The following is a 24,683-nucleotide window of genomic DNA, read 5'->3' on the forward strand; positions in this document are numbered from 1 at the left end:
AAAATATGCATCACAAAGCTGAAAAGAATTCCGCTGAAACGGACGACCGCTTTATTGCTCAAACCCTTGCGTGGAGCGAAGGGAAACGTTTGCGTAAAATCATTTGTCAAGACCTGTTATCGAAGAACTATTCGGTTATACTGTTGCGCGTTGTCCAACTGGACTGCCTTTTCAGGCCAAAATTTACTTGTTAGCTGAGTCAGGAGATGCGGATGTTAAAGCGTGAAATGAACATTGCCGATTATGATGCCGAACTGTGGCAGGCTATGGAGCAGGAAAAAGTACGTCAGGAAGAGCACATCGAACTGATCGCCTCCGAGAACTACACCAGCCCGCGCGTCATGCAGGCGCAGGGTTCTCAGCTGACCAACAAATACGCTGAAGGTTACCCGGGCAAGCGCTACTACGGCGGTTGCGAGTACGTTGATATCGTTGAGCAGCTGGCGATTGACCGTGCGAAAGAACTCTTTGGCGCAGACTATGCTAACGTGCAGCCGCACTCTGGCTCTCAGGCTAACTTTGCCGTTTACACCGCGCTGCTGCAGCCGGGCGACACCGTTCTCGGTATGAACCTGGCGCAGGGCGGCCACCTGACTCACGGCTCCCCGGTTAACTTCTCCGGCAAACTGTACAACATCATTCCTTACGGCATTGATGAGTCCGGTAAAATTGACTACGAAGACATGGCGAAGCAGGCCAAAGAGCACAAGCCGAAGATGATTATCGGCGGCTTCTCCGCCTACTCCGGCATCGTTGACTGGGCAAAAATGCGTGAAATCGCAGACAGCATCGGCGCGTACCTGTTCGTCGATATGGCGCACGTGGCGGGCCTGATTGCCGCAGGCGTTTACCCTAACCCGGTTCCTCACGCCCACGTTGTCACCACCACCACCCACAAAACCCTGGCGGGTCCGCGCGGCGGCCTGATCCTGGCGAAGGGCGGTGACGAAGAGCTGTATAAGAAACTGAACTCTGCCGTGTTCCCAAGCGCGCAGGGCGGCCCGCTGATGCACGTCATCGCGGCGAAAGCCGTTGCGCTGAAGGAAGCGATGGAGCCAGAGTTTAAGGTTTACCAGCAGCAGGTTGCCAAAAACGCGAAAGCGATGGTGGACGTGTTCCTGAACCGCGGCTACAAAGTGGTCTCCGGCGGCACTGAAAACCACCTGTTCCTGCTGGATCTGGTTGATAAAAACCTGACCGGTAAAGAAGCTGACGCTGCCCTGGGCCGCGCCAACATCACCGTCAACAAAAACAGCGTGCCAAACGATCCGAAGAGCCCGTTCGTGACGTCCGGTATCCGTATCGGTTCTCCGGCGATTACGCGTCGCGGCTTCAAAGAAGCGGAAGCGAAAGAGCTGGCGGGCTGGATGTGTGACGTTCTGGACAATATCAATGACGAAGCGGTAATCGAGCGCGTTAAGGGTAAAGTTCTGGATATCTGCGCGCGCTTCCCAGTGTACGCATAATTCGTCTGCTTCGCAGAAACAAAAAGGCCGCGTACGCGGCCTTTTTTTATGCGTTAACGGCGGTCAAGGGATATCGCCCCCGGACCAACAATCGCCAGCAGCAGGAACGCCCCGGCGATACTGACGTTCTTGTAGAAGTTAATCATGTTAGGCAGCACCGCATCTCCGCTCATGTTCCAGTAGTGGTGGCCAATCACCGCCGTCCCCAGCGTATAGAAGACAAACAGCACGGCGAGAGGGCGGGTGAAAAAGCCGAGCACGATAAGGATCGCGAAAGGGACTTCCATCACCACGGCGATAATGGCGGCCAGCATTGGCATAGGTGCGCCAAGGGAGGTCATGTATTGTATCGTGCCGCTAAATCCCGTCAGCTTCGGAAAGCCAAAGATAATAAACAGCACAACAATGGCGATGCGGGCAATCAGCAGCAGGAAATGACGCGACTGGCCAAAATCGAAATAACGGAGAGTGTTCATAGGTGGCTCGTTTTTGTGGGGATCCCGTTTTAAAACTAATACACAAATCAACACTCTGCCATTCAGCTTTTCTTCATAAATCAGCCTGTAGCATGAGAGCAAACGCGGCGGGGAATCATATTTATGCTGGATGAAACCCTGCAAAGCATAAGTGTTATTTACTTGTTAATCGTTGCTTGCGCTGGCCCCGGTTTAACGCCAGACTATCGCCTCCAATTCGGGAGGGATTCATGGTTTTGCATTCCACGCGCTGGCTGGCGCTCAGCTATTTTACCTACTTCTTTAGCTACGGTATTTTTCTGCCTTTCTGGAGCGTCTGGCTTAAGGGCATTGGGCTTACCCCTGAAACCATTGGCGTTCTGCTCGGCGCCGGGCTGGTGGCGCGTTTTCTGGGCAGCCTGCTGATTGCCCCGCGCGTCAGCGATCCCTCACTGCTGATTAAATCCCTGCGTATTCTCGCGCTGCTCACGCTGGTCTTTTTGGCCTGCTTCTGGGTAAGCCACCAGTTTGCCTGGCTGATGGTGGTGATGGTGGGCTTTAACCTCTTTTTCTCACCGCTGGTGCCGCTTACGGACGCGCTGGCGAACACCTGGCAAAAACAGATCACGATGGACTACGGGCGCGTGCGCCTGTGGGGGTCAATTGCCTTTGTGATTGGCTCAGCGCTGGTGGGAAAACTGGTCAGCCTTTACGATTACCGGGCGATTCTGGCGCTGCTGAGCGCCGGTATCGCCTCGATGCTGCTGGGCATGCTGCTGCGTCCGTCGGTGATGCCGCAGGGCGAAAGCCGCCACCAGGAGCGCGCGGGCTGGCCGGCATGGCGCGCTCTGGTGGCGCAAAGCTGGCGCTTTCTGGCGTGCGTGTGCCTGCTTCAGGGGGCGCATGCGGCCTATTATGGCTTTAGCGCCATTTACTGGCAGGGGGCAGGCTACTCCGCTTCCGCGGTCGGATATCTGTGGTCGCTCGGCGTGGTGGCGGAAGTGATTGTTTTTGCGCTCAGTAAAAAGCTCTTCCGCCGCTTTGGCGCGCGCGATCTGCTGCTGCTTTCCGCCGTTTGCGGCGTGGCGCGCTGGGGGATCATGGGCTGGACGACCGAACTGCCGTGGCTGATCGTGGCGCAGATCCTGCATTGCGGCACATTCACCGTGTGTCATCTTGCGGCGATGCGTTACATAGCGGCGCGAGAGGGCGGGGACGTGATCAGGCTTCAGGCGGTTTACTCTGCGGTGGCGATGGGCGGCAGCATTGCGGTGATGACGGTTTTTGCCGGATTCCTGTATCAACACCTGGGCCACGGCGTGTTCTGGGTAATGGCGCTGGTTGCGCTGCCGGCGATGGTGGTGCGCCCGAAAGTGGTGGCGCGCGCGTAGCTACGCTTCCAGCATGGCGCGGATGTGTTCCTGCTGCTGGGCGTTCAGCGCTTCCACGGCGTGGATCAGCGGCGGTGAGAATAGCGGCAGGGCGGTGGCGTAAGGGGTAATGACCAGCGCCGCCTCGCGCGGAGCCCCCTCTTTCTGAAACGCCTGGAGCGTCAGGTAGCGAATATTGAGCGGCAGCAGGGTAAGCTCGCGCAGCTGCTGCTCGATGACCTCTTCGCAGGCTTTGTCTTCACCCGTCAGCAGGACCACCTGCTTTTCATGCAGGTCGGTTTCCTGCATCAGCCAGGCGCCAAAAATCACCGCCACCAGGCTCATCTCCTCATCGGAAAAACGCAGCCCAAACTCCGCTTCAAGCTCAAACAGGGCGGCTTTGGTGGTGCGCAGCAGGCGCGGGTAAAGGCGGTGGATCTCCTCCGGCAGGCTGTTATCAATACCGATCTCAAACAGCGAGCGATCCAGCGCCTGAGCAAGATGAACATACAGCTGATCGGTCAGCCCCTGCTCGTCGCTGAACTTCATCCCCGTCTGCGTGCGGAACCGCGCCACCATCCGCACAATCGCCCGACGCAGGCGCTGGTCCTGCTGGTGTTTATCCATCGCCGGATCGGGCGTGCGCAGCATCATAAACAGCAGCGCCAGAAATAGCTGCTCGTCGCGGTGGGCGCCCTGCGGGACGCGACGCTTCCAGTGGCGCACGATCTCCTGCGCCGTAAAGTATTCACCTCTCGACTGCGTCCAGCTGCGCTGAACGGGCGAAAACTGCGGAGTATTACCTAGCTGGTGTTGGATAAGGCAATACTGCAGATAGAGCTGTAAAAACTGGACGTCGCGGCAGTCAAACTGGCGCTGAAGCTTGCGGGCACAAAAGCCGATCAGCGCCCGCAGGTTGGCATCGTCATAAAGCGGCCGGGCAATGCCCTGCTGTTTAAGCGCGGTTTTTAACGCCGGGGTAAACTGGTGCGAGACAAACTGTGGGCACAGCCGGAGCGCGCGGCGCAGCCAGTGCAGCAGGCACAGGCGCTGATTGAGGGCCGAGCCTTCAATCCGGTAGCTTCCGTCATGGTGTGTAACAATGTCCAGCCGGTGATAGCGCTGGATTTCATCGCGCGTCTCGGCTATATCTTGCCGTGCCAAGGCGTCATCGACCCCGTTGGCAAGGATAATGCTCTGCGCAGTGACGGCAGCATCGGGCAGGTAAAGCATTAAAAGCACCTGGCAGCGGCGCTGCGAACTGGAAAGCACAGATGGAATTTCAAGCGTCGGCATCATCTGTCGGGTATCCAGTGTGAATGTTAGATAAGAATAGCTAAAGGATGCGCGCTGAAAAGCGCACCGGCGGGCCTTTCACTCAGGATTGCTGGCGAACATCACAGAATTTTTGACGTGAGGAATTGATGCAAATAGTTAAACACAGCGCGATGGCGGTATTTTTGGCGGTTTTCACCTCTGCCGTCAGCGCGCATCCTCATAGTTTCATTAGCCTGAAAACGGAGATCGTCTCGGACGGCAAACAGCTGAACGGCCTTAAAATGCGCTGGACGATGGATGAAATCACCTCGGCGGACCTGCTCTACGATGCGGGAAACGCGAAGCCGGGCGATGAGATCTGGAAAAAACTGGCGGCGGAAGTGATGGCCAACGTGCTTGGTCAGCACTACTTCACCGAGTTCTGGCATAGCGGGCAAAAGGTTAAATTTCTCAATCGTCCAACGGAATACGGTATGACGCGCGAAGGCCACCGGGCGGTGCTGTCGTTCGTGCTCCCGCTGGCGCATCCCCAGCCGCTGGCCGGGCAGACGTATACCTTTTCCACCTTCGACCCGACCTACTACGTCGATATGAGCTACGCCGAGGACGGCGACGTGCAGCTTCCCGCATCGTTACAAAAGGTCTGCAAACTTGCCGTCCATACGCCGAAGCCCAGCGACGAAACGCTGAACTTTGCACTCTCTCTCGATAAAGCCGATGCGCCGCCGGAGGATATGGAGTTGGGTAAACAGTTTGCGCAGGAGGTGACGCTGCAATGTCAGTAATTGCCTCTTCAGCCCGGAAAACGCGCCGCTGGGTGCACTTCTGGCCGCTGGCGCTGTTTATGCTGCTGGCCGCGGGCGGCCTGCTGTGGCTGTGGCATGCCTGGCCGCAGGTGATGATGAAAAGCATCGTCTGGCAGCGCGAGGTTAACCTGCAGATGAGCGGACTATTGAAGGCGGTGGCGGAAAACCCCGCGAAAGCGGGCGGCTCGCTGCTGGCGTTCAGCTTTATCTACGGCGTGCTGCACGCCCTGGGGCCGGGGCACGGCAAAATCGTTATCACCACCTGGCTTGCCACCCATCCTTCTAAGCTGCGATCGAGCATCGGCCTGACGCTGGCGTCATCTTTGCTTCAGGGCGGCGTGGCGATTGCGCTGGTCGTGGTGGTGCTTTCGCTTTTACAGCTTCCCGCGCGTCAGCTTCACATGAGCAGCTTCTGGCTGGAGAAGGGGAGTTATGCGCTGGTCGGCGTGCTCGGGCTGATCCTCTGCTGGCGGGCGGTGAAAAAGCTGCGCGCGCTGCTGCAAAAGCCCAAATTCAAAGCGTTCACTCCTCATCATGTGCATGACGCCCACTGCGGCTGCGGGCATCAGCATCTGCCGACGCAGGAGCAGCTTCAAAGCGGAGACGACTGGCGCGCCCGTACGATGATTGTGCTGTCCATGGGCATGCGCCCGTGCTCGGGGGCGATCATGGTGCTGCTGTTCAGCAAGGTGATTGGCGTGTTCGGCTGGGGCATGCTGTCGGCGCTGGCGATGGCGGCGGGAACATCGCTGACCATTTCATCTCTGGCCGTGCTGGTACACAGCTTCCGTCAGTTGGCGGTAAAGCTCAGCGGCACGAAAACGCCGGTACTGTGGCGACAGGTTGGGTGGATAACGCTCGCACTGGCGGGCGGGGTAATTCTGCTGGTGGCGGCGGTGACGATGTGGATAAGCGCGGTGCCGGTGGGAAGGGGATTGCGGCCATTTTAGCTATAATTCCCTCTCCCACAGGGAGAGGGAATACCGGGATTAACGCTTCAGCGCGTCGCTCAGCTCGTCACGCATGTTTGCCAGCATGGCTTTCACCACGCGTGGGTTACCCGCAACGATGTTGCCGGTAGACATATAGTTATGGCCGCCGGTGAAATCGCACACGATGGCGCCTGCTTCACGCGCGATCAGCTCGCCCGCAGCAAAGTCCCACGGCTTGAGAGACAGCTCGAAGTAACCGTCAACGCGACCGGTCGCCACGTAGGCCAGATCCAGCGCGGCGGAGCCGGTGCGGCGGAAGTCCGCGCACTCGGTGAACAGCTTGCCGAGGATATTCATGTAAGTGGTTGCGTGCTGCTTCGCCTTGAACGGGAAGCCGGTCGCCAGAATGGTGCCGTCCAGATCGCGCGCGTTGCTGCAGCGCAGACGGTAGCCGTTCAGCTGTGCGCCCTGACCGCGAGTCGCGGTAAACAGTTCGTTACGCATTGGATCGTAAACCACGGCGACTTCAGTACGGCCTTTAATGCGTACGGCGATAGACACGGAGAAGTGTGGCAGGCGTTTTACAAAGTTGGTAGTGCCATCCAGCGGATCGATAACCCATTGAACATCCTGATCGGTACCTTCATGTTCACCGCTTTCTTCGGTGATGATGGTGTGCTGCGGGTAAGATTTGCGGATCGTTTCGATAATAATCGCTTCTGCGGCTTTATCGACGTTGGTCACAAAATCATTGCTGCCTTTCTGGCTGGTTTCTACGGAGTCAGGTGTTTCGTAGTGTTTGGCAATTACATTACCCGCCTTGCGCGCTGCGCGCACGGCGATGGTCAGCATCGGATGCATCGGTCTCTCTCACTGGATGTTAAAGAACGGGAAAATCGGCGCAGAGTATAGCAGCGGGATCGGATTATGTCTCTCGTTTATGGTAATATGCCGGAATATTCTTCAGACACAGAATCCAGATACCTAAAACTATGCTGCAAAACATTCGAATCGTGCTGGTCGAAACATCGCACACCGGCAACATGGGCTCCGTGGCCCGCGCTATGAAAACCATGGGCTTAACGAACCTGTGGCTGGTTAACCCGCTGGTGAAACCCGACTCTCAGGCCATCGCGCTGGCCGCCGGTGCCAGCGACGTGATCGGCAACGCGCAAATTGTCGATACGCTGGATGAAGCCCTGGCCGGATGCAGCCTGGTTGTCGGCACCAGCGCGCGCTCCCGCACGCTGCCGTGGCCTATGCTGGATCCGCGCGAGTGCGGTCTGAAAAGCGTGTCGGAAGCCGAGCAGGCGCCGGTTGCGCTGGTGTTTGGCCGCGAGCGCGTTGGTCTGACTAACGACGAGCTGCAGAAGTGCCATTATCACGTCGCCATTGCCGCCAACCCGGAATACAGCTCGCTGAACCTGGCGATGGCGGTGCAGGTTATCGCCTACGAAGTGCGTATGGCGTGGCTGGCCACGCAGGAGAAAGAGGTAGAGCCTAAAGAAGAGACGGCCTATCCGCTGGTGGACGACCTGGAGCGCTTCTACGGCCACCTGGAGCAGACGCTGCTGTCCACCGGCTTTATCCGCGAAGGCCATCCGGGTCAGGTGATGAACAAGCTGCGCCGTCTGTTTACCCGCGCGCGCCCTGAAAGCCAGGAGCTGAACATCCTGCGCGGGATTCTGGCGTCGATTGAGCAGAAGAATAAGGAATAGTGTAGTGTGTTTTCCCCTCTCCCCGTGGGAGAGGGCCGGGGTGAGGGCATCAGGCCGCACCTTTGCTATGAAGGCACAGAAGGTTAAATACCTGACTAAAACAGTCAAGTAAATAGTTGACCATTTTAGTCAGGAATGTCAGACTTGGCCCTGCTATGCAATACCCCCATTTTACAATAAAAAACCCCGGGCAGGGGCGAGTTTGAGGTTAAGTAAGACATGAGACTGACATCTAAAGGGCGTTATGCCGTGACCGCGATGCTGGACGTTGCGCTCAACTCCGAAGCGGGCCCGGTTCCGTTGGCTGATATTTCTGAACGACAAGGGATCTCCCTCTCTTACCTGGAACAGCTGTTCTCCAGACTGCGTAAAAATGGGCTGGTTTCCAGCGTACGCGGCCCGGGCGGCGGTTATCTGCTCGGTAAAGACGCGGGCAGTATTGCGGTTGGCGAAGTGATCAGCGCGGTTGATGAATCCGTTGACGCGACCCGCTGCCAGGGTAAAGGCGGCTGCCAGGGCGGCGATAAGTGCCTGACCCACGCGCTGTGGCGCGACCTGAGCGACCGTCTGACCGGCTTCCTGAACAACATCACTCTCGGTGAACTGGTGAATAACCAGGAAGTTCTGGACGTCTCTGGCCGTCAGCACAGCCATGAATCACAGCGCAGCACCCGCGCGCAGGACGCAATCGACGTCAAATTACGCGCCTAATTTGCCCGTCATATTTCGTGCCGCAACTGCGTTGGCCGCACTTGCTCGCCCCAGTCACTTACTTGATGTAAGCTCCTGGGACTCTCAAGTTTGCCGCCTTGCTGCAACACGAACTATTTAGGGCAAAAAATTATAAGATTTCAGAATCAGGCCGGGGCTTGATGCCCCGCGAACTCGGTCGTACATCCAGCCGGTTGCCTGATTCCTTGCATTGAAGCGATGTACGGAGTTTATAGAGCAATGAAATTACCGATTTATCTCGATTACTCCGCAACCACGCCGGTGGACCCGCGTGTTGCCGAGAAAATGATGCAGTGTCTGACCCTGGACGGAAACTTTGGTAACCCAGCGTCCCGTTCACACCGTTTTGGCTGGCATGCGGAAGAGGCGGTCGATATCGCCCGTAATCAGATTGCTGACCTCGTCGGCGCCGACCCGCGTGAAATTGTTTTCACCTCCGGCGCGACCGAATCCGATAACCTGGCGATCAAAGGTGCAGCCAACTTTTATCAGAAAAAAGGCAAGCACATCATCACCAGCAAAACCGAACACAAAGCCGTGCTGGATACCTGCCGTCAGCTGGAGCGCGAAGGGTTTGAAGTGACCTACCTGGCGCCACAGAGCAACGGTATCATCGACCTGAAAGAGCTCGAAGCCGCCATGCGCGACGACACCATTCTGGTCTCCATCATGCACGTTAACAACGAAATCGGCGTGGTGCAGGACATCGCCACCATCGGCGAAATGTGCCGTGCGCGCGGTATCATCTACCACGTGGATGCGACCCAGAGCGTGGGCAAACTGCCTATCGACCTGAGCCAGCTGAAAGTGGACCTGATGTCCTTCTCCGGCCACAAAATCTATGGCCCGAAAGGCATCGGCGCGCTGTACGTTCGTCGTAAGCCACGTATCCGCATCGAAGCACAGATGCACGGCGGCGGTCACGAGCGCGGCATGCGTTCCGGCACCCTGCCTGTTCACCAGATCGTGGGCATGGGCGAAGCGTATCGCATCGCGAAAGAAGAGATGGAAACCGAGATGGCGCGCCTGCGCACGCTGCGTAACCGTCTGTGGGACGGCGTGAAGGATATGGAAGAAGTGTATCTGAACGGCGATCTCGAGCAGGGCGCACCGAACATCCTCAACGTCAGCTTCAACTACGTTGAAGGCGAATCGCTGATCATGGCGCTGAAAGACCTGGCCGTTTCTTCCGGTTCTGCCTGTACGTCTGCAAGCCTCGAGCCATCCTACGTGCTGCGCGCGCTGGGCATGACCGACGAGCTGGCACACAGCTCTATCCGTTTCTCTTTAGGTCGTTTCACTACCGAAGAAGAGATTGACTACACCATCAAGCTGGTACGCAACTCCATTGGCCGCCTGCGCGACCTTTCTCCACTGTGGGAAATGTTTAAGCAGGGCGTGGATCTGAACAGCATTGAATGGTCACATCACTAATCGGTACATAAGGAGAATTTAACATGGCATACAGCGAAAAAGTCATCGATCATTACGAGAACCCGCGCAACGTTGGCTCTTTTGACAACAGCGACGATAGCGTAGGCAGCGGCATGGTTGGCGCTCCGGCGTGTGGCGACGTGATGAAGCTGCAGATTAAGGTCAACAATGAAGGTATCATTGAGGACGCGCGCTTTAAAACCTACGGCTGCGGTTCTGCTATTGCATCCAGCTCCCTGGTCACCGAGTGGGTGAAGGGCAAGTCTCTGGACGAAGCACAGGCAATCAAGAACACCGATATTGCTGAAGAGCTCGAACTGCCGCCGGTGAAAATTCACTGCTCTATCCTGGCAGAAGACGCGATCAAAGCCGCCATTGCGGACTATAAAAGCAAACGTGAAGCAAAATAATTGAGGTTTGAGTATGTCGATTACCCTTAGCGACAGCGCTGCCGCGCGAGTAAGCTCTTTTCTGGCGAACCGTGGTAAAGGCTTTGGCCTGCGGCTGGGCGTACGTACCTCCGGCTGTTCCGGTATGGCTTACGTACTGGAGTTTGTTGATGAACCGGCGTCTGACGACACCGTGTTTGAAGACAAGGGCGTGAAGGTGGTGGTCGATGGCAAAAGCCTGCAGTTCCTCAACGGCACTCAGCTGGACTTCGTTAAAGAAGGCCTGAACGAAGGGTTCAAATTCACGAACCCGAACGTCAAAGACGAGTGTGGTTGCGGCGAAAGCTTCCACGTTTAACCGCGCGTCATCCGAAACCCCACCGTGGCTCTACCGCTGCGCGTGGGGTTTGTTCTAACTGGCTACCCCTGAGATTGTTATGGATTACTTCACTCTCTTCGGACTACCCGCGCAATATCCGATCGATCTCCAGGCGCTGACGATCCGTTTCCAGGATATGCAGCGTCAGTATCATCCGGATAAATTCGCCAGCGGCACGCAGGCTGAACAGCTGGCGGCGGTCTCACACTCTGCGACCATCAACCAGGCCTGGCAGACGCTGCGCCATCCGCTGACGCGCGCGGAATATCTGCTCTCGCTCCACGGTTTCGACCTGGCGAGCGAACAGCACACCGTGCGCGACACGGCGTTTCTGATGGAACAGCTGGAGCTGCGCGAAGAGCTGGATGAGATTGAACAGGCCAAAGACGAAGCGCGTCTGGAAACCTTTATCAAGCGCGTGAAGGGCATGTTCGATACTCGCCATCAGCAGATGGTGACGCAACTGAACGACGAGAGCTGGGATCTGGCGGCGGACACCGTGCGCAAGCTCCGTTTTCTCGATAAACTGCGAAGCAGCGCTGAACAACTCGAAGAAAAGCTGCTCGACTTTTAATTTCGGAAGCAAATTATGGCCTTATTACAAATTAGTGAGCCTGGCTTAAGTGCCGCACCGCACCAGCGTCGTCTGGCGGTCGGTATTGATCTTGGCACCACCAATTCCCTCGTGGCGACCGTGCGCAGCGGCCAGGCGGAAACGCTGGCTGACGAGCAGGGCCGCCATCTGCTGCCTTCCGTCGTCCACTACCAGCAGCAGGGGCACGCGGTAGGCTATGACGCCCGCGCGAACGCCGCGCGCGATCCGGCCAACACCATCAGCTCCGTTAAGCGCATGATGGGCCGCTCGCTGGCCGACATTCAGGCCCGCTACCCGCATCTGCCGTATCAGCTTCAGGCCAGTGAAAACGGCCTGCCGATGATCGCAACCGCGGCAGGTCTGCTGAACCCGATTCGCGTTTCCGCTGACATCCTCAAAGCGCTGGCGGCCCGCGCGACGGCGACGCTCGGCGGCGATCTGGACGGCGTGGTGATCACCGTTCCGGCCTACTTTGACGACGCGCAGCGCCAGGGCACCAAGGACGCCGCGCGTCTGGCGGGCCTGCACGTGCTGCGCCTGCTGAACGAGCCGACGGCGGCGGCGATTGCCTACGGCCTCGACTCCGGTCAGGAAGGGGTGATTGCGGTTTACGATCTCGGCGGCGGTACTTTTGATATCTCTATCCTGCGCCTGAGCCGCGGCGTGTTTGAAGTGCTGGCCACCGGCGGCGATTCCGCGCTGGGCGGCGATGACTTCGACCACCTTCTGGCGGACTACATCCGCGAGCAGGCAGGGGTTGCCGATCGCAGCGACAACCGCGTACAGCGTGAACTGCTTGATGCCGCGATTGCAGCGAAAATCGCGCTCAGCGATGCCGATTCTGTGACGGTTAACGTGGCGGGATGGCAGGGTGAAATCACCCGTGCAACCTTTAATGAACTCATTTCCCCGCTGGTTAAGCGTACCCTGCTGGCCTGCCGCCGCGCGTTGAAAGATGCGGGCGTTGAGGCCGACGAGGTGCTGGAAGTGGTTATGGTCGGCGGCTCGACGCGCGTGCCGCTGGTGCGCGAGCGCGTGGGCGACTTCTTTGGCCGCACGCCGCTGACCTCCATCGATCCGGACAAAGTGGTGGCCGTGGGTGCTGCTATCCAGGCCGATATTCTGGTTGGCAACAAGCCGGACAGCGAAATGCTGCTGCTGGACGTCATCCCGCTGTCTCTCGGTTTAGAAACCATGGGCGGCCTGGTGGAGAAAGTGATCCCGCGTAATACCACCATCCCGGTGGCGCGCGCGCAGGAGTTCACCACCTTTAAAGACGGCCAGACCGCAATGTCCATCCACGTGATGCAGGGCGAGCGCGAGCTGGTGCAGGACTGCCGCTCCCTGGCGCGCTTCGCGCTGCGCGGTATTCCGGCGCTGCCTGCGGGCGGGGCGCATATTCGCGTCACCTTCCAGGTGGACGCCGACGGCCTGCTGAGCGTCACGGCGATGGAAAAATCGACCGGCGTCGAATCGTCCATTCAGGTGAAGCCGTCCTATGGCCTGACCGATGGCGAAATCGCCTCCATGATTCAGGATTCAATGAGCTACGCCGAACAGGACGTGAAGGCGCGCATGCTGGCCGAACAGAAAGTCGAAGCCGCACGCGTGCTGGAGAGCTTGACCGGCGCGCTCACTGCCGATGCCGCGCTGTTAAGCGCCGCTGAGCGTCAGGTCATTGACCAGGCAGCCGCGCACTTAAGCCTGGTCGCCATGGGCAATGACGCTGACGCAATAGAAGAAGCCATTAAAAACGTTGATAAACAAACCCAGGACTTCGCCGCTCGCCGCATGGACAAATCCGTCCGCGTCGCGCTGAAAGGCCAGTCCGTGGACGAGGTTTAATATGCCAAAGATTGTTATTTTGCCTCATGCGGACCTGTGTCCGGATGGCGCTGTTCTGGAAGCGAAGACCGGTGAGACCATTCTCGATGTTGCCCTGCGCGCAGGTATCGAAGTGGAACACGCCTGCGAAAAATCCTGTGCCTGCACCACCTGCCACTGCATCGTGCGTGAAGGTTTTGACTCGCTGGCCGAGAGCACCGAAGACGAAGACGACATGCTGGATAAAGCATGGGGTCTGGAACCGGACAGCCGCTTAAGCTGCCAGGCGGCAGTCACCGATGAAGATCTGGTCGTTGAGTTCCCGCGCTACACCATCAACCACGCACGCGAGCATTGATATGGGACTGAAGTGGACAGACAGCCGTGAAATCGGCGAAGCGCTGTACGACGCTAACCCGGATCTCGATCCGAAAACCGTACGCTTCACCGATATGCACCAGTGGATTTGCGATCTGGAGGATTTTGACGACGATCCCAACGCATCCAATGAAAAAATTCTGGAGGCGATTCTGTTAGTCTGGTTAGATGAAGCAGAGTAAATCACTTAACGGGCTGCCTTCAGGCGGCCCGTTTGCTAATAAGGATAAATAAAATGACCGAAGCGATGAAGATTACGCTCTCTACGCAGCCAGCCGACGCGCGCTGGGGCGAGAAAGCCACCTACAGCATCAATAACGACGGCATTACCCTGCACCTGACGGGCAAAGACGATTTGGGCCTGATCCAGCGCGCCGCGCGCAAAATTGACGGCCTTGGCATTAAGCATGTCTCTCTGGAAGGCGAAGGCTGGGACACCGACCGCAGCTGGGCGTTCTGGGCGGGCTACAAAGGGCCAAAAGGCACCCGCAAAATTGAGTGGGCCAGCCTTGATGAAGCCGGTCAGAAAGAGCTGGAAAGCCGCCTAAAGATTATCGACTGGGTGCGTGACACCATCAACGCCCCGGCGGAAGATCTCGGTCCGGAGCAGCTGGCGCAGCGTGCCGTTGACCTGCTGTGCGGCGTGGCGGGCGATAAAATGTCCTACCGCATCACCAAAGGCGAAGACCTTCGCGAGCAGAATTACATGGGCCTCCACACCGTAGGCCGTGGCTCCGAGCGTCCGCCGGTGCTGCTGGCGCTAGACTTCAACCCAACCGGTGATAAAGAAGCGCCCGTATTTGCCTGCCTGGTCGGCAAAGGCATCACCTTTGATACCGGCGGCTACAGCCTGAAGCAGAGCGCGTTCATGGACTCCATGAAGTCCGATATGGGCGGCGCGGCAACCATTACCGGCGCGCTGGCGTTTGCCATCACCCGCGGTCTGAACAAGCGCGTGAAGCTGTACCTGTGCTGCGCGGACAACATGGTCAGCGGCAACGCCTTCAAGCTGGGCGACATCATTCGCTACCGCAACGGTAAAAATGTCGAAGTGATGAACACCGACGCCGAAGGCCGCCTGGTGCTGGCCGATGGCCTGATCGACGCTTCTGCCCAGAAGCCGGAGCTGATCATCGACATGGCGACCCTGACGGGCGCGGCGAAAACCGCGCTGGGCAATGACTACCACGCGCTGTTCAGCTTTGACGACAGGCTGGCCGCCCGCGTGCTGGCAAGCGCTGCCGAGGAGAACGAGCCGTTCTGGCGCCTGCCGCTGGCCGAGTTCCACCGCAGCCAGCTGCCGTCTAACTTTGCCGAGCTGAATAACACCGCAAGCGCCGCGTACTCGGCGGGGGCAAGCACCGCGGCGGGCTTCCTGTCACACTTCGTTGAGAACTATCACGAAGGCTGGCTGCACGTTGACTGCTCCGCAACCTACCGTAAAGCGGCGGTTGAGCAGTGGTCCGCAGGCGCGACCGGTCTTGGCGTGCGCACGATTGCGAACCTGCTGACGGCTGAGTAATTATTGCCCTCTCACCCCAGCCCTCTCCCCAAAAGGGAGAGGGCGTTCAAATTCCCTCTCCCCAAAGGGGAGAGGGTTAGGGTGAGGGGAGGAATGCACCATCTGGAATCATTATGTCAGAAACCAAAAACGAATTAGAAACCCTGCTGGAGCAGGCGGCGACCGAGCCCGCCCACCGTCCGGCATTTTTCCGCACGCTGCTGGAATCCACCGTCTGGGTGCCGGGAACGGCGGCCGAAGGGGATCAGGTTGTCGAAGACAGCGCCCTGGATCTGCTGCACTGGGAGAAAGACGACGGCGCGTCGGTGATCCCGTTCTTCACCTCGCTGGAGGCGCTGCAGAAGGCAGTGGAAGACGAACAGGCGTTCGTGGTGATGCCCGTTCGCACGCTGTTCGAAATGACGCTCGGCCAGACGCTGTTCCTGAACGCCAAACTGCCGACCGGCAAAGAGTTTACGCCGCGTGAAATCAGCCATCTGATTGGCGAAGAGGGTAACCCGCTTAGCACTCAGGAAGTGCTGGAAGGGGGCGAAACGCTGCTGCTGTCAGAGGTGGCTGAACCGCCCGCGCAGATGATCGACTCGCTGACCACGCTGTTTAAAACCCTCAAGCCGGTGAAGCGGGCGTTCCTGTGCTCCATCAAAGAAGGCGCGGACGAGCAGCCCGTGCTGCTGATTGGCATCGAAGCCGACGGGGATATCGAAGAGATTATTCAGGCGGCGGGAAGCGTGGCGACCGACACGCTGCCGGGCGACGAGCCCATTGATATCTGCCAGGTGAAGAAAGGCGAGAAGGGCATCAGCCACTTTATTACCGAGCACATCACGCCGTTCTACGAGCGTCGCTGGGGCGGCTTCCTGCGCGACCTGAAAACTAACCGTATTCTCTAAACACAGCGGGGTGAGTCTTCACCCCGCTGCGCTATCAGGCGGGTTCGACGGGCAGATCGCTGCGCGCGCCCCATTCGCTCCACGCCCCGTCGTACAGCGTCACGTCGTTTACGCCAAGCGTCGCCAGCGCCAGGATCGCTACGCAGGCCGTTACGCCGGAACCACAGCTGGCGACGATGGGACGCGTAAGATCAACGCCCTGACGCGCGAAAATCTCCCGCAGTTCGTCAGTGGTTTTCAATTCGCCTTCAAATACCAGGTCGCCCCACGGCACGTTCAGCGCGCCGGGAATATGGCCGCGCCTCAGGCCCGCTCGCGGCTCGTCGGCTTCGGCGTTAAAGCGCGGGGCGGGGCGGGCATCGACGATTTGCGCCGTTTTTTCATGGCTGATGACCAGCACGTCGGTCAGGCGTTTAACCACGTCCGGGTTAAACTCAGCGTCAAAATCGCCTTCCGGCAGCGCCACGTCGCCCTGCTGTAGCGGCAGATTGTCGCGCTTCCAGCCGGCCAGGCCGCCCGCCAGAATTGACACTTTCTCCACGCCAAAATTTTTCAGCATCCACCACGCGCGCGGCGCAGAGAAGAGATTGCCCTCATCGTATACCACCAGGTGCTTATCACGGCTAACGCCAAGCTCGCGCATCGCCACCGAAAACGCTTCCGGGCGCGGCAGCATGTGCGGCAGGGGGGAGGTATGATCGGAGAGCGCTTCGATATCAAAAAAGACCGCGCCAGGCAGGTGTCCGGCGCGATATTCCGCCGGGACGTCGCGATGTTCCTGCCCGGGAGGGGCCATCCGCGCGTCAATAATCTGAACTTCCGGGTCGTCGCCGTGTTCAACCAGCCAGTCGGCCGCGACGAAGTATGAGGTAGACATGATTGCCTCCGTTTTTATCCGTAAAGCTGAATTGTCGGCGTTTTTGCGAATACCCACAAGCCGGCCTTTTCCAACGTGCGAGCAACGCCTTATTTTCACTCTCTTTCTCCAAATCGTAATTTGGACTTTTGGTATTAATCAAACATGGCGATAATACTTATCCGGACGATGACCAACAGGCTCTTTGGGCCAGGGACACAGGATGAAACCGTTTCGCTTAGCCGCGCTCTCACTCGCGCTGCTCACCACCTTTACGCTTGTCGGCTGCGACAATAGCGACGAAAAAACGCAGGCTGCGGTACCCGCGGCTTCCTCTACGACGCAACAGAAAACGCCGGATAAGCCGAATGCGGATACGCTGGCGAAGCTGGCCGCGCAGAGCGAGGGCAAAACGCTGACCCTGCTGGACGCCTCGGAAGTCCAGCTTGACGGTGCGGCTACGCTGGTGCTGACGTTCTCCATTCCGCTCAATCCCGACCAGGATTTTGCGAAAACGGTACACGTAGTGGATAAAAAAAGCGGCAAAGTCGACGGGGCATGGGAGCTTGCGCCGAATCTGAAGGAGCTGCGCCTGCGCCATCTGGAGCCAAACCGTAATCTGGTCGTCACCGTTGAACGCGATCTGCAGGCGCTGAACAAAGCGACGTTTGGTATTGATTATGAAAAAGCACTGACTACCCGGGACGTTGAACCGACGGTCGGCTTTGCCAGCCGCGGCTCGCTGCTGCCGGGCAAGGTCGTGGAAGGGCTGCCGGTAATGGCGCTCAACGTGAACAACGTTGACGTGAACTTCTACCGCGTGAAGCCGGAGTCGCTGGCCGCCTTTGTCAGCCAGTGGGAATACCGCAACGCCCTGACCAACTGGGAATCGGACAATCTGCTTAAAATGGCGGAGCTGGTTTATACCGGGCGTTTCGATCTTAACCCGGCGCGCAACACGCGTGAAAAGCTGCTCCTGCCGCTGCGCGATATCGCGCCGCTGCAGCAGTCCGGCGTCTACATCGCGGTGATGAATCAGGCCGGGCACTATAGCTACAGCAATGCCGCCACGCTCTTTACCCTGAGCGATATTGGGGTGTCCGCTCACCGTTATCATAACCGTCTGGATATCTTTACCCAGAGCCTGGAGAACGGCGCGGCGCAGGCTGGCGTGAAGGTCACGCTGCTGAATGATAAAGGGCAGACGCTTGCCGAGGCGAACAGCGACGCGGACGGCCATGCGAAGCTGGAAACGGATAAAGAGGCGGCGCTGATCCTCGCCAGCAAAGACGGACAGACCACGCTGCTTGACCTCAAGCTGCCGGCGCTCGACCTGGCGGAGTTCAATATTGCCGGTAGCCCTGGCTACAGCAAACAGTTCTTTATGTTTGGCCCGCGCGATCTCTATCGTCCGGGCGAAACGGTGATCCTCAACGGCCTGCTGCGCGACAGCGATGGCAAACCGCTGCCCGCGCAGCCGGTTAAGCTCGACGTGCTTCGCCCGGACGGGCAGGTGGCGCGCACCGTTGTGGTTCAGCCTGAAAACGGCCTCTACCGCTTCAACTATCCGCTCGATAGCGGTGCCCAGACGGGCATGTGGCACATCCGCGCCAACGCGGGCGATAACCTGCAGCGGCTGTGGGACTTCCACGTAGAAGACTTTATGCCGGAACGCATGGCGCTGAACCTGACGGGGCAAAAAGCGCCGGTGTCGCCCGAAGATAAGGTGAGTTTCGACGTTGTGGGATATTACCTGTACGGCGCGCCGGCCAACGGTAATTCTCTGCAGGGCCAGCTGTTCCTGCGTCCGCTCCGCGAGGCCGTCGCCGCGCTGCCCGGCTTCCAGTTTGGCGATATCGCCGAGGAAAACCTGAGCCGCAGCCTGGACGAAGTTCAGCTGACGCTTAACGAGCAGGGCCGCGGGCAGGTATCTGCCGAAAGCCAGTGGAAAGACGCGCATTCGCCGCTGCAGCTTATCCTGCAGGCCAGCCTGCTGGAGTCCGGCGGACGTCCGGTGACGCGCCGCGCCGAACAGGCGATCTGGCCCGCCGCCGCGCTGCCCGGTATTCGCCCGCAGTTCGCCAGCAAGGCGGTTTACGATTACCGCACCGATACCACCGTCAACCAGCCGATCGTTGATGAAAATAGCAACGCCAGCTTTGATGTTGTGTATGCCGACGCCAGCGGCGCGAAAAAAGCCGTTTCAGGGCTGAAGGTGCGCCTGATCCGCGAGCGTCGCGACTACTTCTGGAACTGGTCCGAAAGCGACGGCTGGCAGTCGCAGTTCGATCAAAAAGATCTGGTTGAGGGTGAGCAGGAACTCAGCCTCAAGGCCGATGAAACGGGCAAGGTCACCTTCCCCGTGGAGTGGGGCTCCTATCGTCTGGAAGTGAAAGCGCCTGACGATACGGTCAGCAGCGTGCGCTTCTGGGCGGGCTACAGCTGGCAGGACAACAGCGACGGCACGGGGGCGGCGCGTCCCGACCGCGTAACCCTGAAGCTCGACAAGCCGGCATACCAGCCTGGCGACACCATCCAGCTGCATATCGCCGCGCCTGCCGCAGGGAAAGGCTACGCGATGATCGAGTCCAGCGAAGGGCCGCTGTGGTGGAAAGAGATCGACGTCCCGGCAGCCGGGCTTGATATTTCTATTCCCGTGGATAACGCCTGGAAGCGCCACGATCTCTATCTCAGCACGCTGGTGGTTCGCCCTGGCGACAAGTCTAAATCCGCCACGCCGAAACGCGCCGTAGGCCTGTTGCATCTGCCGATGGGTGACGAAAACCGCCGACTGAACCTCGCGCTGGATGCTCCGCAAAAAATGCGCCCTAACCAGCCCCTCTCCGTGAAGGTCAAAGCCAGCGTGAAAGAGGGCGCGGTGCCGCAGAAGGTGAACGTGCTGGTCTCTGCGGTGGACAGCGGCGTGCTGAACATTACGGATTACGTCACCCCCGATCCGTGGCAGGCCTTCTTTGGCCAGAAGCGCTACGGCGCGGATATTTATGACATCTACGGCCAGGTCATCGAAGGGCAGGGGCGTATGGCCGCGCTGCGCTTCGGCGGCGACGGCGACGAGCTGAAGCGCGGCGGCAAGCCGCCGGTGAATCACGTCACGATTATTGCCCAGCAGGCGCAGCCGGTAGAGCTGGATGCCAACGGCGAAGGTACGATTACGCTGCCGATTGGTGATTTTAACGGCGAGCTGCGCCTGATGGCCCAGGCCTGGACGGAAGACGATTTCGGCAGCAGCGAGAGCAAGGTGGTCGTTGCCGCGCCGATTATTACGGAGCTCAACGCGCCGCGTTTCCTGGCGAGCGGAGATACCTCAAGGCTCACGCTGGATCTCACTAACCTGACGGATCAGCCGCAAACGCTGAACGTGGCGCTAACGGCCTCCGGCAAACTGTCGCTCGAAGGCGCCCAGCCGCAGCCAATTCAGCTGCCGCCGGGGGCGCGCACGACGATGTTTATTCCTGTGCGCGCGCTGGACGGCTACGGTGACGGTGACGTGACGGCGCAGGTGACCGGCCTTCAGCTGCCGGGCGAGACCTTTGCGCCGCAGCAGAAGAGCTGGAAAATCGGCGTGCGTCCGGCCTTCCCGGCCCAGACGGTTAATACCGGCGCGATGCTGAATCCGGGCGAATCCTGGACCGCACCGGCCCAGCATATCAACGGTTTCTCTCCTGCGAACTTGCAGGGGCAGCTGCTGCTGAGCGGCAAGCCGCCGCTGAACCTGGCGCGCTACATTCGCGAGCTGCAGGCCTATCCGTACGGCTGCCTGGAGCAAACCGCCAGCGGCCTGTTCCCGTCGCTCTATACCAACGCCGCGCAGCTGGCGGCGCTCGACATTAAGGGCGATACGGACGACAAGCGCCGCGGGGCGATTGACGTGGGGATCGCCCGCCTGCTGCAAATGCAGCGCGACGACGGCGGCTTTGCGCTGTGGGATAAAAACGGGCCGGAAGAGTACTGGCTGACGGCCTACGTAACGGACTTCCTGGTGCGCGCGGGCGAGCAGGGCTACAGCGTGCCGACGGACGCGGTGAATAACGCCAATACCCGGCTGCTGCGCTACCTGCAGGACCCGGGCATGATGTCTATTCGCTACAGCGACGACGCGCAGGCAAGCCGCTTTGCCGTGCAGGCCTACGCCGCGCTGGTGCTGGCGCGACAGCAGAAAGCGCCGCTGGGCGCGCTGCGTGAAATCTGGGATCGCCATGCGCAGGCGGCGTCCGGGCTGCCGCTGATGCAGCTCGGCATGGCGCTTAAGCTGATGGGCGATGCGCCGCGCAGCCAGCAGGCGCTGGATCTGGCGCTCAAAACCCCGCGCAGCGACGCAAAAAGCTGGATGGCGGATTACGGCAGCGCGCTTCGCGACAACGCGCTGATGCTCTCCCTGCTGGAAGAGTACCAGCTGCTGCCGGATGCGCAGAACGCGCTGCTCAATACCCTTTCTGAGCAGGCGTTCAGCCAGCGCTGGCTGTCGACGCAGGAAAGTAACGCCCTGTTCCTGGCCGGGCGCTCGCTGCAAACCCTGAGCGGCGCGTGGCAGGCGAAATCGTCTACGTCTGAAGCCCCATTAAGCGGCGATAAGGCGCAGGTTGAAAACCTGAATGGCGACCAGCTTGGCGCGCTCCAGGTGACCAATACCGGCACCGCTCCGCTGTGGGTGCGGCTCGACAGTACGGGTTACCCTGAGTATGCCCCTCAGCCCGCGTCGAACGTTTTGCAAATCGAACGTCAAATCCTGGCGACGGACGGCAGCAGCAAATCCCTCTCTTCGCTGAAGAGCGGCGAGCTGGTGCTGGTATGGCTTGAAATCAACGCCAGCCAGAACGTGCCGGACGCGCTGGTGGTTGATCTGCTCCCGGCGGGGCTTGAGCTGGAAAACCAAAATCTGGCCAGCAGCAGCGCCAGCCTGCAGGACAGCGGCAGCGAGGTGCAAAACCTGCTGAACCAGATGCAGCAGGCGGATATTCAGCATATGGAGTTCCGCGACGATCGCTTCGTGGCCGCCGTGCCGGTCAACGAAGGCCAGCCGGTGACGCTGGTCTATCTGGCGCGCGCCGTCACGCCGGGAACCTATCAGGTGCCAGTGCCGATGGTGGAATCCATGTACGTGCCGCAGTGGCGCGCAACCGGAGCGGCCAGCGGCCCGCTGATCGTTGTTCCGTAAGATGCAGATTGCGCGTCTCTTACGCTCCCGCTGGCTTTGGCTGGCGGGAGCGCTTCTCGTTTTATGGGGGCTGATCCTTGCGGCCGACCGCCTGTGGCCGCTGCCGCTGAAAGAGGTCAACCCCGCAAGGGTCGTCGTGGATGAGAACGGAACCCCGCTCTGGCGCTTTGCCGACGGCGAAGGCATCTGGCGCTATCCGGTCACCCTGGAAGACGTTTCTCCCCGCTATCTCGACGCCCTGATCCAGTATGAGGACCGCTGGTTTTGGGAGCATCCCGGCGTCAACCCGTTCTCCGTACTGCGCGCGGCCTGGCAGGACGTGACCTCCGGCAAAGTCGTCTCCGGGGGCAGCACGCTCACCATGCAGGTGGCGCGCCTTCTGGACCCGCACCCGCGCACCTTCGGCGGAAAAATCCGCCAGCTGTGGCGGGCGCTGCAGCTGGAGTGGCACCTTTCCAAGCGCGATATCCTTACGCTCTATCTCAACCGCGCCCCCTTCGGCGGCACGCTGCAGGGCGTCGGGGCCGCAAGCTGGACCTATCTCGGCAAACCGCCGTCGCAGCTGAGCTATTCTGAAGCGGCGCTGCTTGCGGTTCTGCCGCAGGCTCCCAGCCGCCTGCGGCCGGACCGCTGGCCGGAGCGCGCAGAAGCCGCGCGCAATAAGGTGCTTGAGAGGATGGTGACCCAGGGCGTCTGGTCCGCAAAGCAGGTCAAGGAATCCCGCGAGGAGCCGGTTTGGCTCGCCCCGCGTCAGATGCCGCAGCTCGCGCCGCTCTTTTCACGGATGATGCTCGGCAAAAGCCGCGAGACGAAAATTATCACCACCCTCGACGCCGCCCTGCAGCGGCAGCTTGAAGAGCTGGCGATGAACTGGAAAACCCGCCTGCCGGCCCGCAGCTCGCTGGCCATGATCGTCATCGATCATACCGACATGAAGGTGCGCGGCTGGGTGGGATCGGTGGACATTAACGACGATAGCCGCTTTAGCCACGTCGATATGGTCAACGCGATCCGATCCCCCGGATCGGTGCTTAAGCCTTTCGTTTACGGCATGGCGCTGGACGAGGGGCTGATCCATCCGGCGTCGCTGCTGCAGGACGTGCCGCGAAAAACCGGTGATTATCGTCCCGGCAACTTCGACAGCGGGTTTCACGGCCCGGTAAGCATGAGCGAGGCGCTGGTGCGATCGCTCAATCTGCCAGCCGTTCAGGTGCTGGAAGCCTACGGGCCGAAACGCTTTGCGGGCATGCTGAGCAACGCGGGGCTACCGCTTATGTTGCCCGCCGGGGCGCAGCCGAATTTATCCCTGATCCTCGGCGGCGCGGGCGCCCGGCTCGCGGACATCGCCGCCGCGTACAGCGCGTTTGCCCGCCACGGCAGGGCGGGACGATTGCGCCTGCAGCCCGGCGATCCGCTGGTCGAGCGGCCGCTGCTGTCGCCGGGCGCGGCGTGGATTATTCGCCGCATTCTCGCCAACGAGGCGCAGCCGCTGCCGGACAGCGCGCTGCCCCAGGTTGCGCCGCTGGCGTGGAAAACGGGCACCAGCTACGGCTACCGCGACGCCTGGGCCATCGGGCTCAACGCCCGCTACGTGATTGGCATCTGGACCGGGCGGCCCGACGGTACGCCCGTTGCCGGGCAGTTCGGCTACGCCAGCGCTATTCCGCTGTTAAATCAGGTTAATAATCTGCTGCAGGCGCGTTCGACGATCGACGAGGCGCGCCTCCCGCGCGATCCGCGTCCCGCCAGCGTCGGGCGGGGCACAATCTGCTGGCCGGGCGGCCAGTCGCTGCCGGAAGGCAGTGAAAACTGTCGACGCCGTCTCTCGACCTGGCTGCTGGACGGGAGCGAGCCGCCTACGCTGCTGCTGCCGGAGCAGGAGGGCATTCGCGGGATCCGATTCCCAGTCTGGCTGGATAAAAGCGGAAAGCGGGTGGCTGCGGACTGCCCGGATGCGACAGAGAAGGTGCTGGACGTCTGGCCGCTTCCGCTTGAGCCGTGGCTGCCGCCGTCGGAAAGAAGGGCAGCGCGCCTGCCCGCGGCGTCCACCGTCTGCCCGCCGCTGGACAATCATAATGCCGCGCCGCTGATGCTGTCCGGCGTCAGGGAGGGCGCGGTCATCCGCCGCCTGCCGGGTCAGGAGGCCATGACGCTATCGGTGACGGCCAGCGGCGGAGAAGGGGAACGCTGGTGGTTTTTAAACGGCGAGCCGCTTTCGGGAAGTAGCAGCTATTTGTCGCTTGGATTAAGCAAGCCGGGCGACTATCAGCTGGTTGTAATGGATGGCTCAGGGCAGGTTGCGGCGGTAAATTTTTCGCTGATTCGTTAGGAATTGTTTAAATGTGTTAAATCCTTACGCACTTAAAAATTGAATAATTATCATTAACTTACAATTAGGCTAATCCCAACGGATTATCTTGATACTCATCAAAAGTAGGGTCCCCTAAAACCGCGAGAATGCGCTTTTATTTTAAGGACCCAAT

The 24,683-nt window shown here is 59.7% G+C and carries 21 protein-coding genes; 17 read left to right on the forward strand and 4 right to left on the reverse strand.

Going from position 1 to position 24,683, the window contains the following annotated elements; genetic code table 11:
• Positions 1 to 212 precede the first annotated feature (212 nt).
• Positions 213 to 1,466 (forward strand): serine hydroxymethyltransferase, encoded by a 1,254-nt coding sequence (gene glyA / locus DBY73_RS05515; RefSeq protein WP_112010204.1) that lies wholly within the window; start codon positions 213 to 215, stop codon positions 1,464 to 1,466.
• Positions 1,467 to 1,519: 53 nt separating this feature from the next.
• Here the strand turns inward: glyA and DBY73_RS05520 are convergent, their stop codons facing one another.
• On the reverse strand, positions 1,520 to 1,942 hold the full coding sequence (locus tag DBY73_RS05520; protein ID WP_112010205.1) for a DoxX family protein: 423 nt from the start codon (positions 1,940 to 1,942) through the stop codon (positions 1,520 to 1,522).
• Positions 1,943 to 2,172: 230 nt separating this feature from the next.
• On the opposite strand from DBY73_RS05520, the gene DBY73_RS05525 reads away from it, so the two are divergent.
• Positions 2,173 to 3,312, forward strand: coding sequence for a 3-phenylpropionate MFS transporter (locus DBY73_RS05525; RefSeq protein WP_112010206.1), 1,140 nt, complete (start codon positions 2,173 to 2,175; stop codon positions 3,310 to 3,312).
• Here the strand turns inward: DBY73_RS05525 and csiE are convergent, their stop codons facing one another.
• Positions 3,313 to 4,590 (reverse strand): stationary phase inducible protein CsiE, encoded by a 1,278-nt coding sequence (gene csiE / locus DBY73_RS05530; RefSeq protein ID WP_112010207.1) that lies wholly within the window; start codon positions 4,588 to 4,590, stop codon positions 3,313 to 3,315. It abuts the gene before it with no gap.
• A 125-nt stretch (positions 4,591 to 4,715) separates the two neighbouring features.
• Here csiE and DBY73_RS05535 point away from each other — a divergent pair, with 125 nt between their 5' ends.
• Together DBY73_RS05535 and DBY73_RS05540 are read left to right on the forward strand one after the other, a co-directional pair.
• Positions 4,716 to 5,354 (forward strand): DUF1007 family protein, encoded by a 639-nt coding sequence (locus tag DBY73_RS05535; protein WP_112010208.1) that lies wholly within the window; start codon positions 4,716 to 4,718, stop codon positions 5,352 to 5,354.
• On the forward strand, positions 5,345 to 6,325 hold the full coding sequence (locus DBY73_RS05540) for a nickel/cobalt transporter (RefSeq protein ID WP_112010209.1): 981 nt from the start codon (positions 5,345 to 5,347) through the stop codon (positions 6,323 to 6,325). The genes DBY73_RS05535 and DBY73_RS05540 overlap by 10 nt, the downstream gene beginning before the upstream one ends.
• Before the next feature lie 39 nt (positions 6,326 to 6,364).
• On the opposite strand, the gene suhB is transcribed toward DBY73_RS05540, so the two are convergent.
• Positions 6,365 to 7,168: an inositol-1-monophosphatase gene (gene suhB, locus DBY73_RS05545; RefSeq protein ID WP_003860668.1), complete on the reverse strand. Its 804-nt coding sequence runs from the start codon at positions 7,166 to 7,168 to the stop codon at positions 6,365 to 6,367.
• 131 nt (positions 7,169 to 7,299) lie between these two features.
• Here suhB and trmJ point away from each other — a divergent pair, with 131 nt between their 5' ends.
• The 11 genes from trmJ to sseB all read left to right on the forward strand — a co-directional run bounded on the left by trmJ (position 7,300) and on the right by sseB (position 16,168).
• Positions 7,300 to 8,025 carry a tRNA (cytosine(32)/uridine(32)-2'-O)-methyltransferase TrmJ gene (gene trmJ, locus DBY73_RS05550; RefSeq protein WP_008502159.1) on the forward strand — a complete coding sequence of 242 codons (726 nt, stop codon included), beginning with the start codon at positions 7,300 to 7,302 and terminating at the stop codon, positions 8,023 to 8,025.
• 219 nt (positions 8,026 to 8,244) lie between these two features.
• Positions 8,245 to 8,736 carry a Fe-S cluster assembly transcriptional regulator IscR gene (gene iscR, locus DBY73_RS05555; protein WP_006176693.1) on the forward strand — a complete coding sequence of 164 codons (492 nt, stop codon included), beginning with the start codon at positions 8,245 to 8,247 and terminating at the stop codon, positions 8,734 to 8,736.
• A gap of 240 nt (positions 8,737 to 8,976) precedes the next feature.
• A complete protein-coding gene (iscS, locus tag DBY73_RS05560; RefSeq protein ID WP_003860663.1) occupies positions 8,977 to 10,191 on the forward strand; it encodes a cysteine desulfurase in 1,215 nt (404 codons plus the stop codon).
• 23 nt (positions 10,192 to 10,214) lie between these two features.
• Positions 10,215 to 10,601, forward strand: a complete 387-nt coding sequence (gene iscU / locus DBY73_RS05565) for a Fe-S cluster assembly scaffold IscU (protein WP_015703172.1) — start codon at positions 10,215 to 10,217, stop codon at positions 10,599 to 10,601.
• A 13-nt stretch (positions 10,602 to 10,614) separates the two neighbouring features.
• Positions 10,615 to 10,938 (forward strand): iron-sulfur cluster assembly protein IscA, encoded by a 324-nt coding sequence (iscA, locus tag DBY73_RS05570; protein WP_003860659.1) that lies wholly within the window; start codon positions 10,615 to 10,617, stop codon positions 10,936 to 10,938.
• Positions 10,939 to 11,017: 79 nt separating this feature from the next.
• Positions 11,018 to 11,533: a co-chaperone HscB gene (gene hscB / locus DBY73_RS05575; RefSeq protein ID WP_112010210.1), complete on the forward strand. Its 516-nt coding sequence runs from the start codon at positions 11,018 to 11,020 to the stop codon at positions 11,531 to 11,533.
• Positions 11,534 to 11,548: 15 nt separating this feature from the next.
• A complete protein-coding gene (gene hscA, locus DBY73_RS05580) occupies positions 11,549 to 13,399 on the forward strand; it encodes a Fe-S protein assembly chaperone HscA (protein ID WP_112010211.1) in 1,851 nt (616 codons plus the stop codon).
• A gap of 1 nt (position 13,400) precedes the next feature.
• A complete protein-coding gene (gene fdx / locus DBY73_RS05585) occupies positions 13,401 to 13,736 on the forward strand; it encodes an ISC system 2Fe-2S type ferredoxin (RefSeq protein WP_003860652.1) in 336 nt (111 codons plus the stop codon).
• A 1-nt stretch (position 13,737) separates the two neighbouring features.
• A complete protein-coding gene (iscX, locus tag DBY73_RS05590) occupies positions 13,738 to 13,938 on the forward strand; it encodes a Fe-S cluster assembly protein IscX (protein ID WP_003860650.1) in 201 nt (66 codons plus the stop codon).
• A 53-nt stretch (positions 13,939 to 13,991) separates the two neighbouring features.
• On the forward strand, positions 13,992 to 15,278 hold the full coding sequence (gene pepB, locus DBY73_RS05595) for an aminopeptidase PepB (protein WP_112010212.1): 1,287 nt from the start codon (positions 13,992 to 13,994) through the stop codon (positions 15,276 to 15,278).
• 113 nt (positions 15,279 to 15,391) lie between these two features.
• The gene (gene sseB, locus DBY73_RS05600) at positions 15,392 to 16,168 is read left to right on the forward strand and encodes an enhanced serine sensitivity protein SseB (RefSeq protein WP_112010213.1); all 777 of its coding nucleotides are present in this window, start codon (positions 15,392 to 15,394) and stop codon (positions 16,166 to 16,168) included.
• A 34-nt stretch (positions 16,169 to 16,202) separates the two neighbouring features.
• Here sseB and sseA read toward each other — a convergent pair whose 3' ends face one another.
• On the reverse strand, positions 16,203 to 17,045 hold the full coding sequence (gene sseA / locus DBY73_RS05605; RefSeq protein WP_112010214.1) for a 3-mercaptopyruvate sulfurtransferase: 843 nt from the start codon (positions 17,043 to 17,045) through the stop codon (positions 16,203 to 16,205).
• Between the two features lie 202 nt (positions 17,046 to 17,247).
• Between sseA and DBY73_RS05610 the strand changes: the two genes are divergently transcribed.
• Together DBY73_RS05610 and pbpC are read left to right on the forward strand one after the other, a co-directional pair.
• Complete coding sequence (locus DBY73_RS05610) at positions 17,248 to 22,200, forward strand: alpha-2-macroglobulin (RefSeq protein WP_112010215.1); 4,953 nt, start codon at positions 17,248 to 17,250, stop codon at positions 22,198 to 22,200.
• 1 nt (position 22,201) lies between these two features.
• The gene (gene pbpC / locus DBY73_RS05615; RefSeq protein WP_112010216.1) at positions 22,202 to 24,529 is read left to right on the forward strand and encodes a peptidoglycan glycosyltransferase PbpC; all 2,328 of its coding nucleotides are present in this window, start codon (positions 22,202 to 22,204) and stop codon (positions 24,527 to 24,529) included.
• The last annotated feature ends 154 nt before the right edge of the window (positions 24,530 to 24,683 follow it).

Origin of the sequence: Enterobacter sp. RIT418 (assembly GCF_003057745.1) — a bacterium.
In the GTDB taxonomy this organism is placed as follows: Bacteria; Pseudomonadota; Gammaproteobacteria; order Enterobacterales; family Enterobacteriaceae; genus Enterobacter.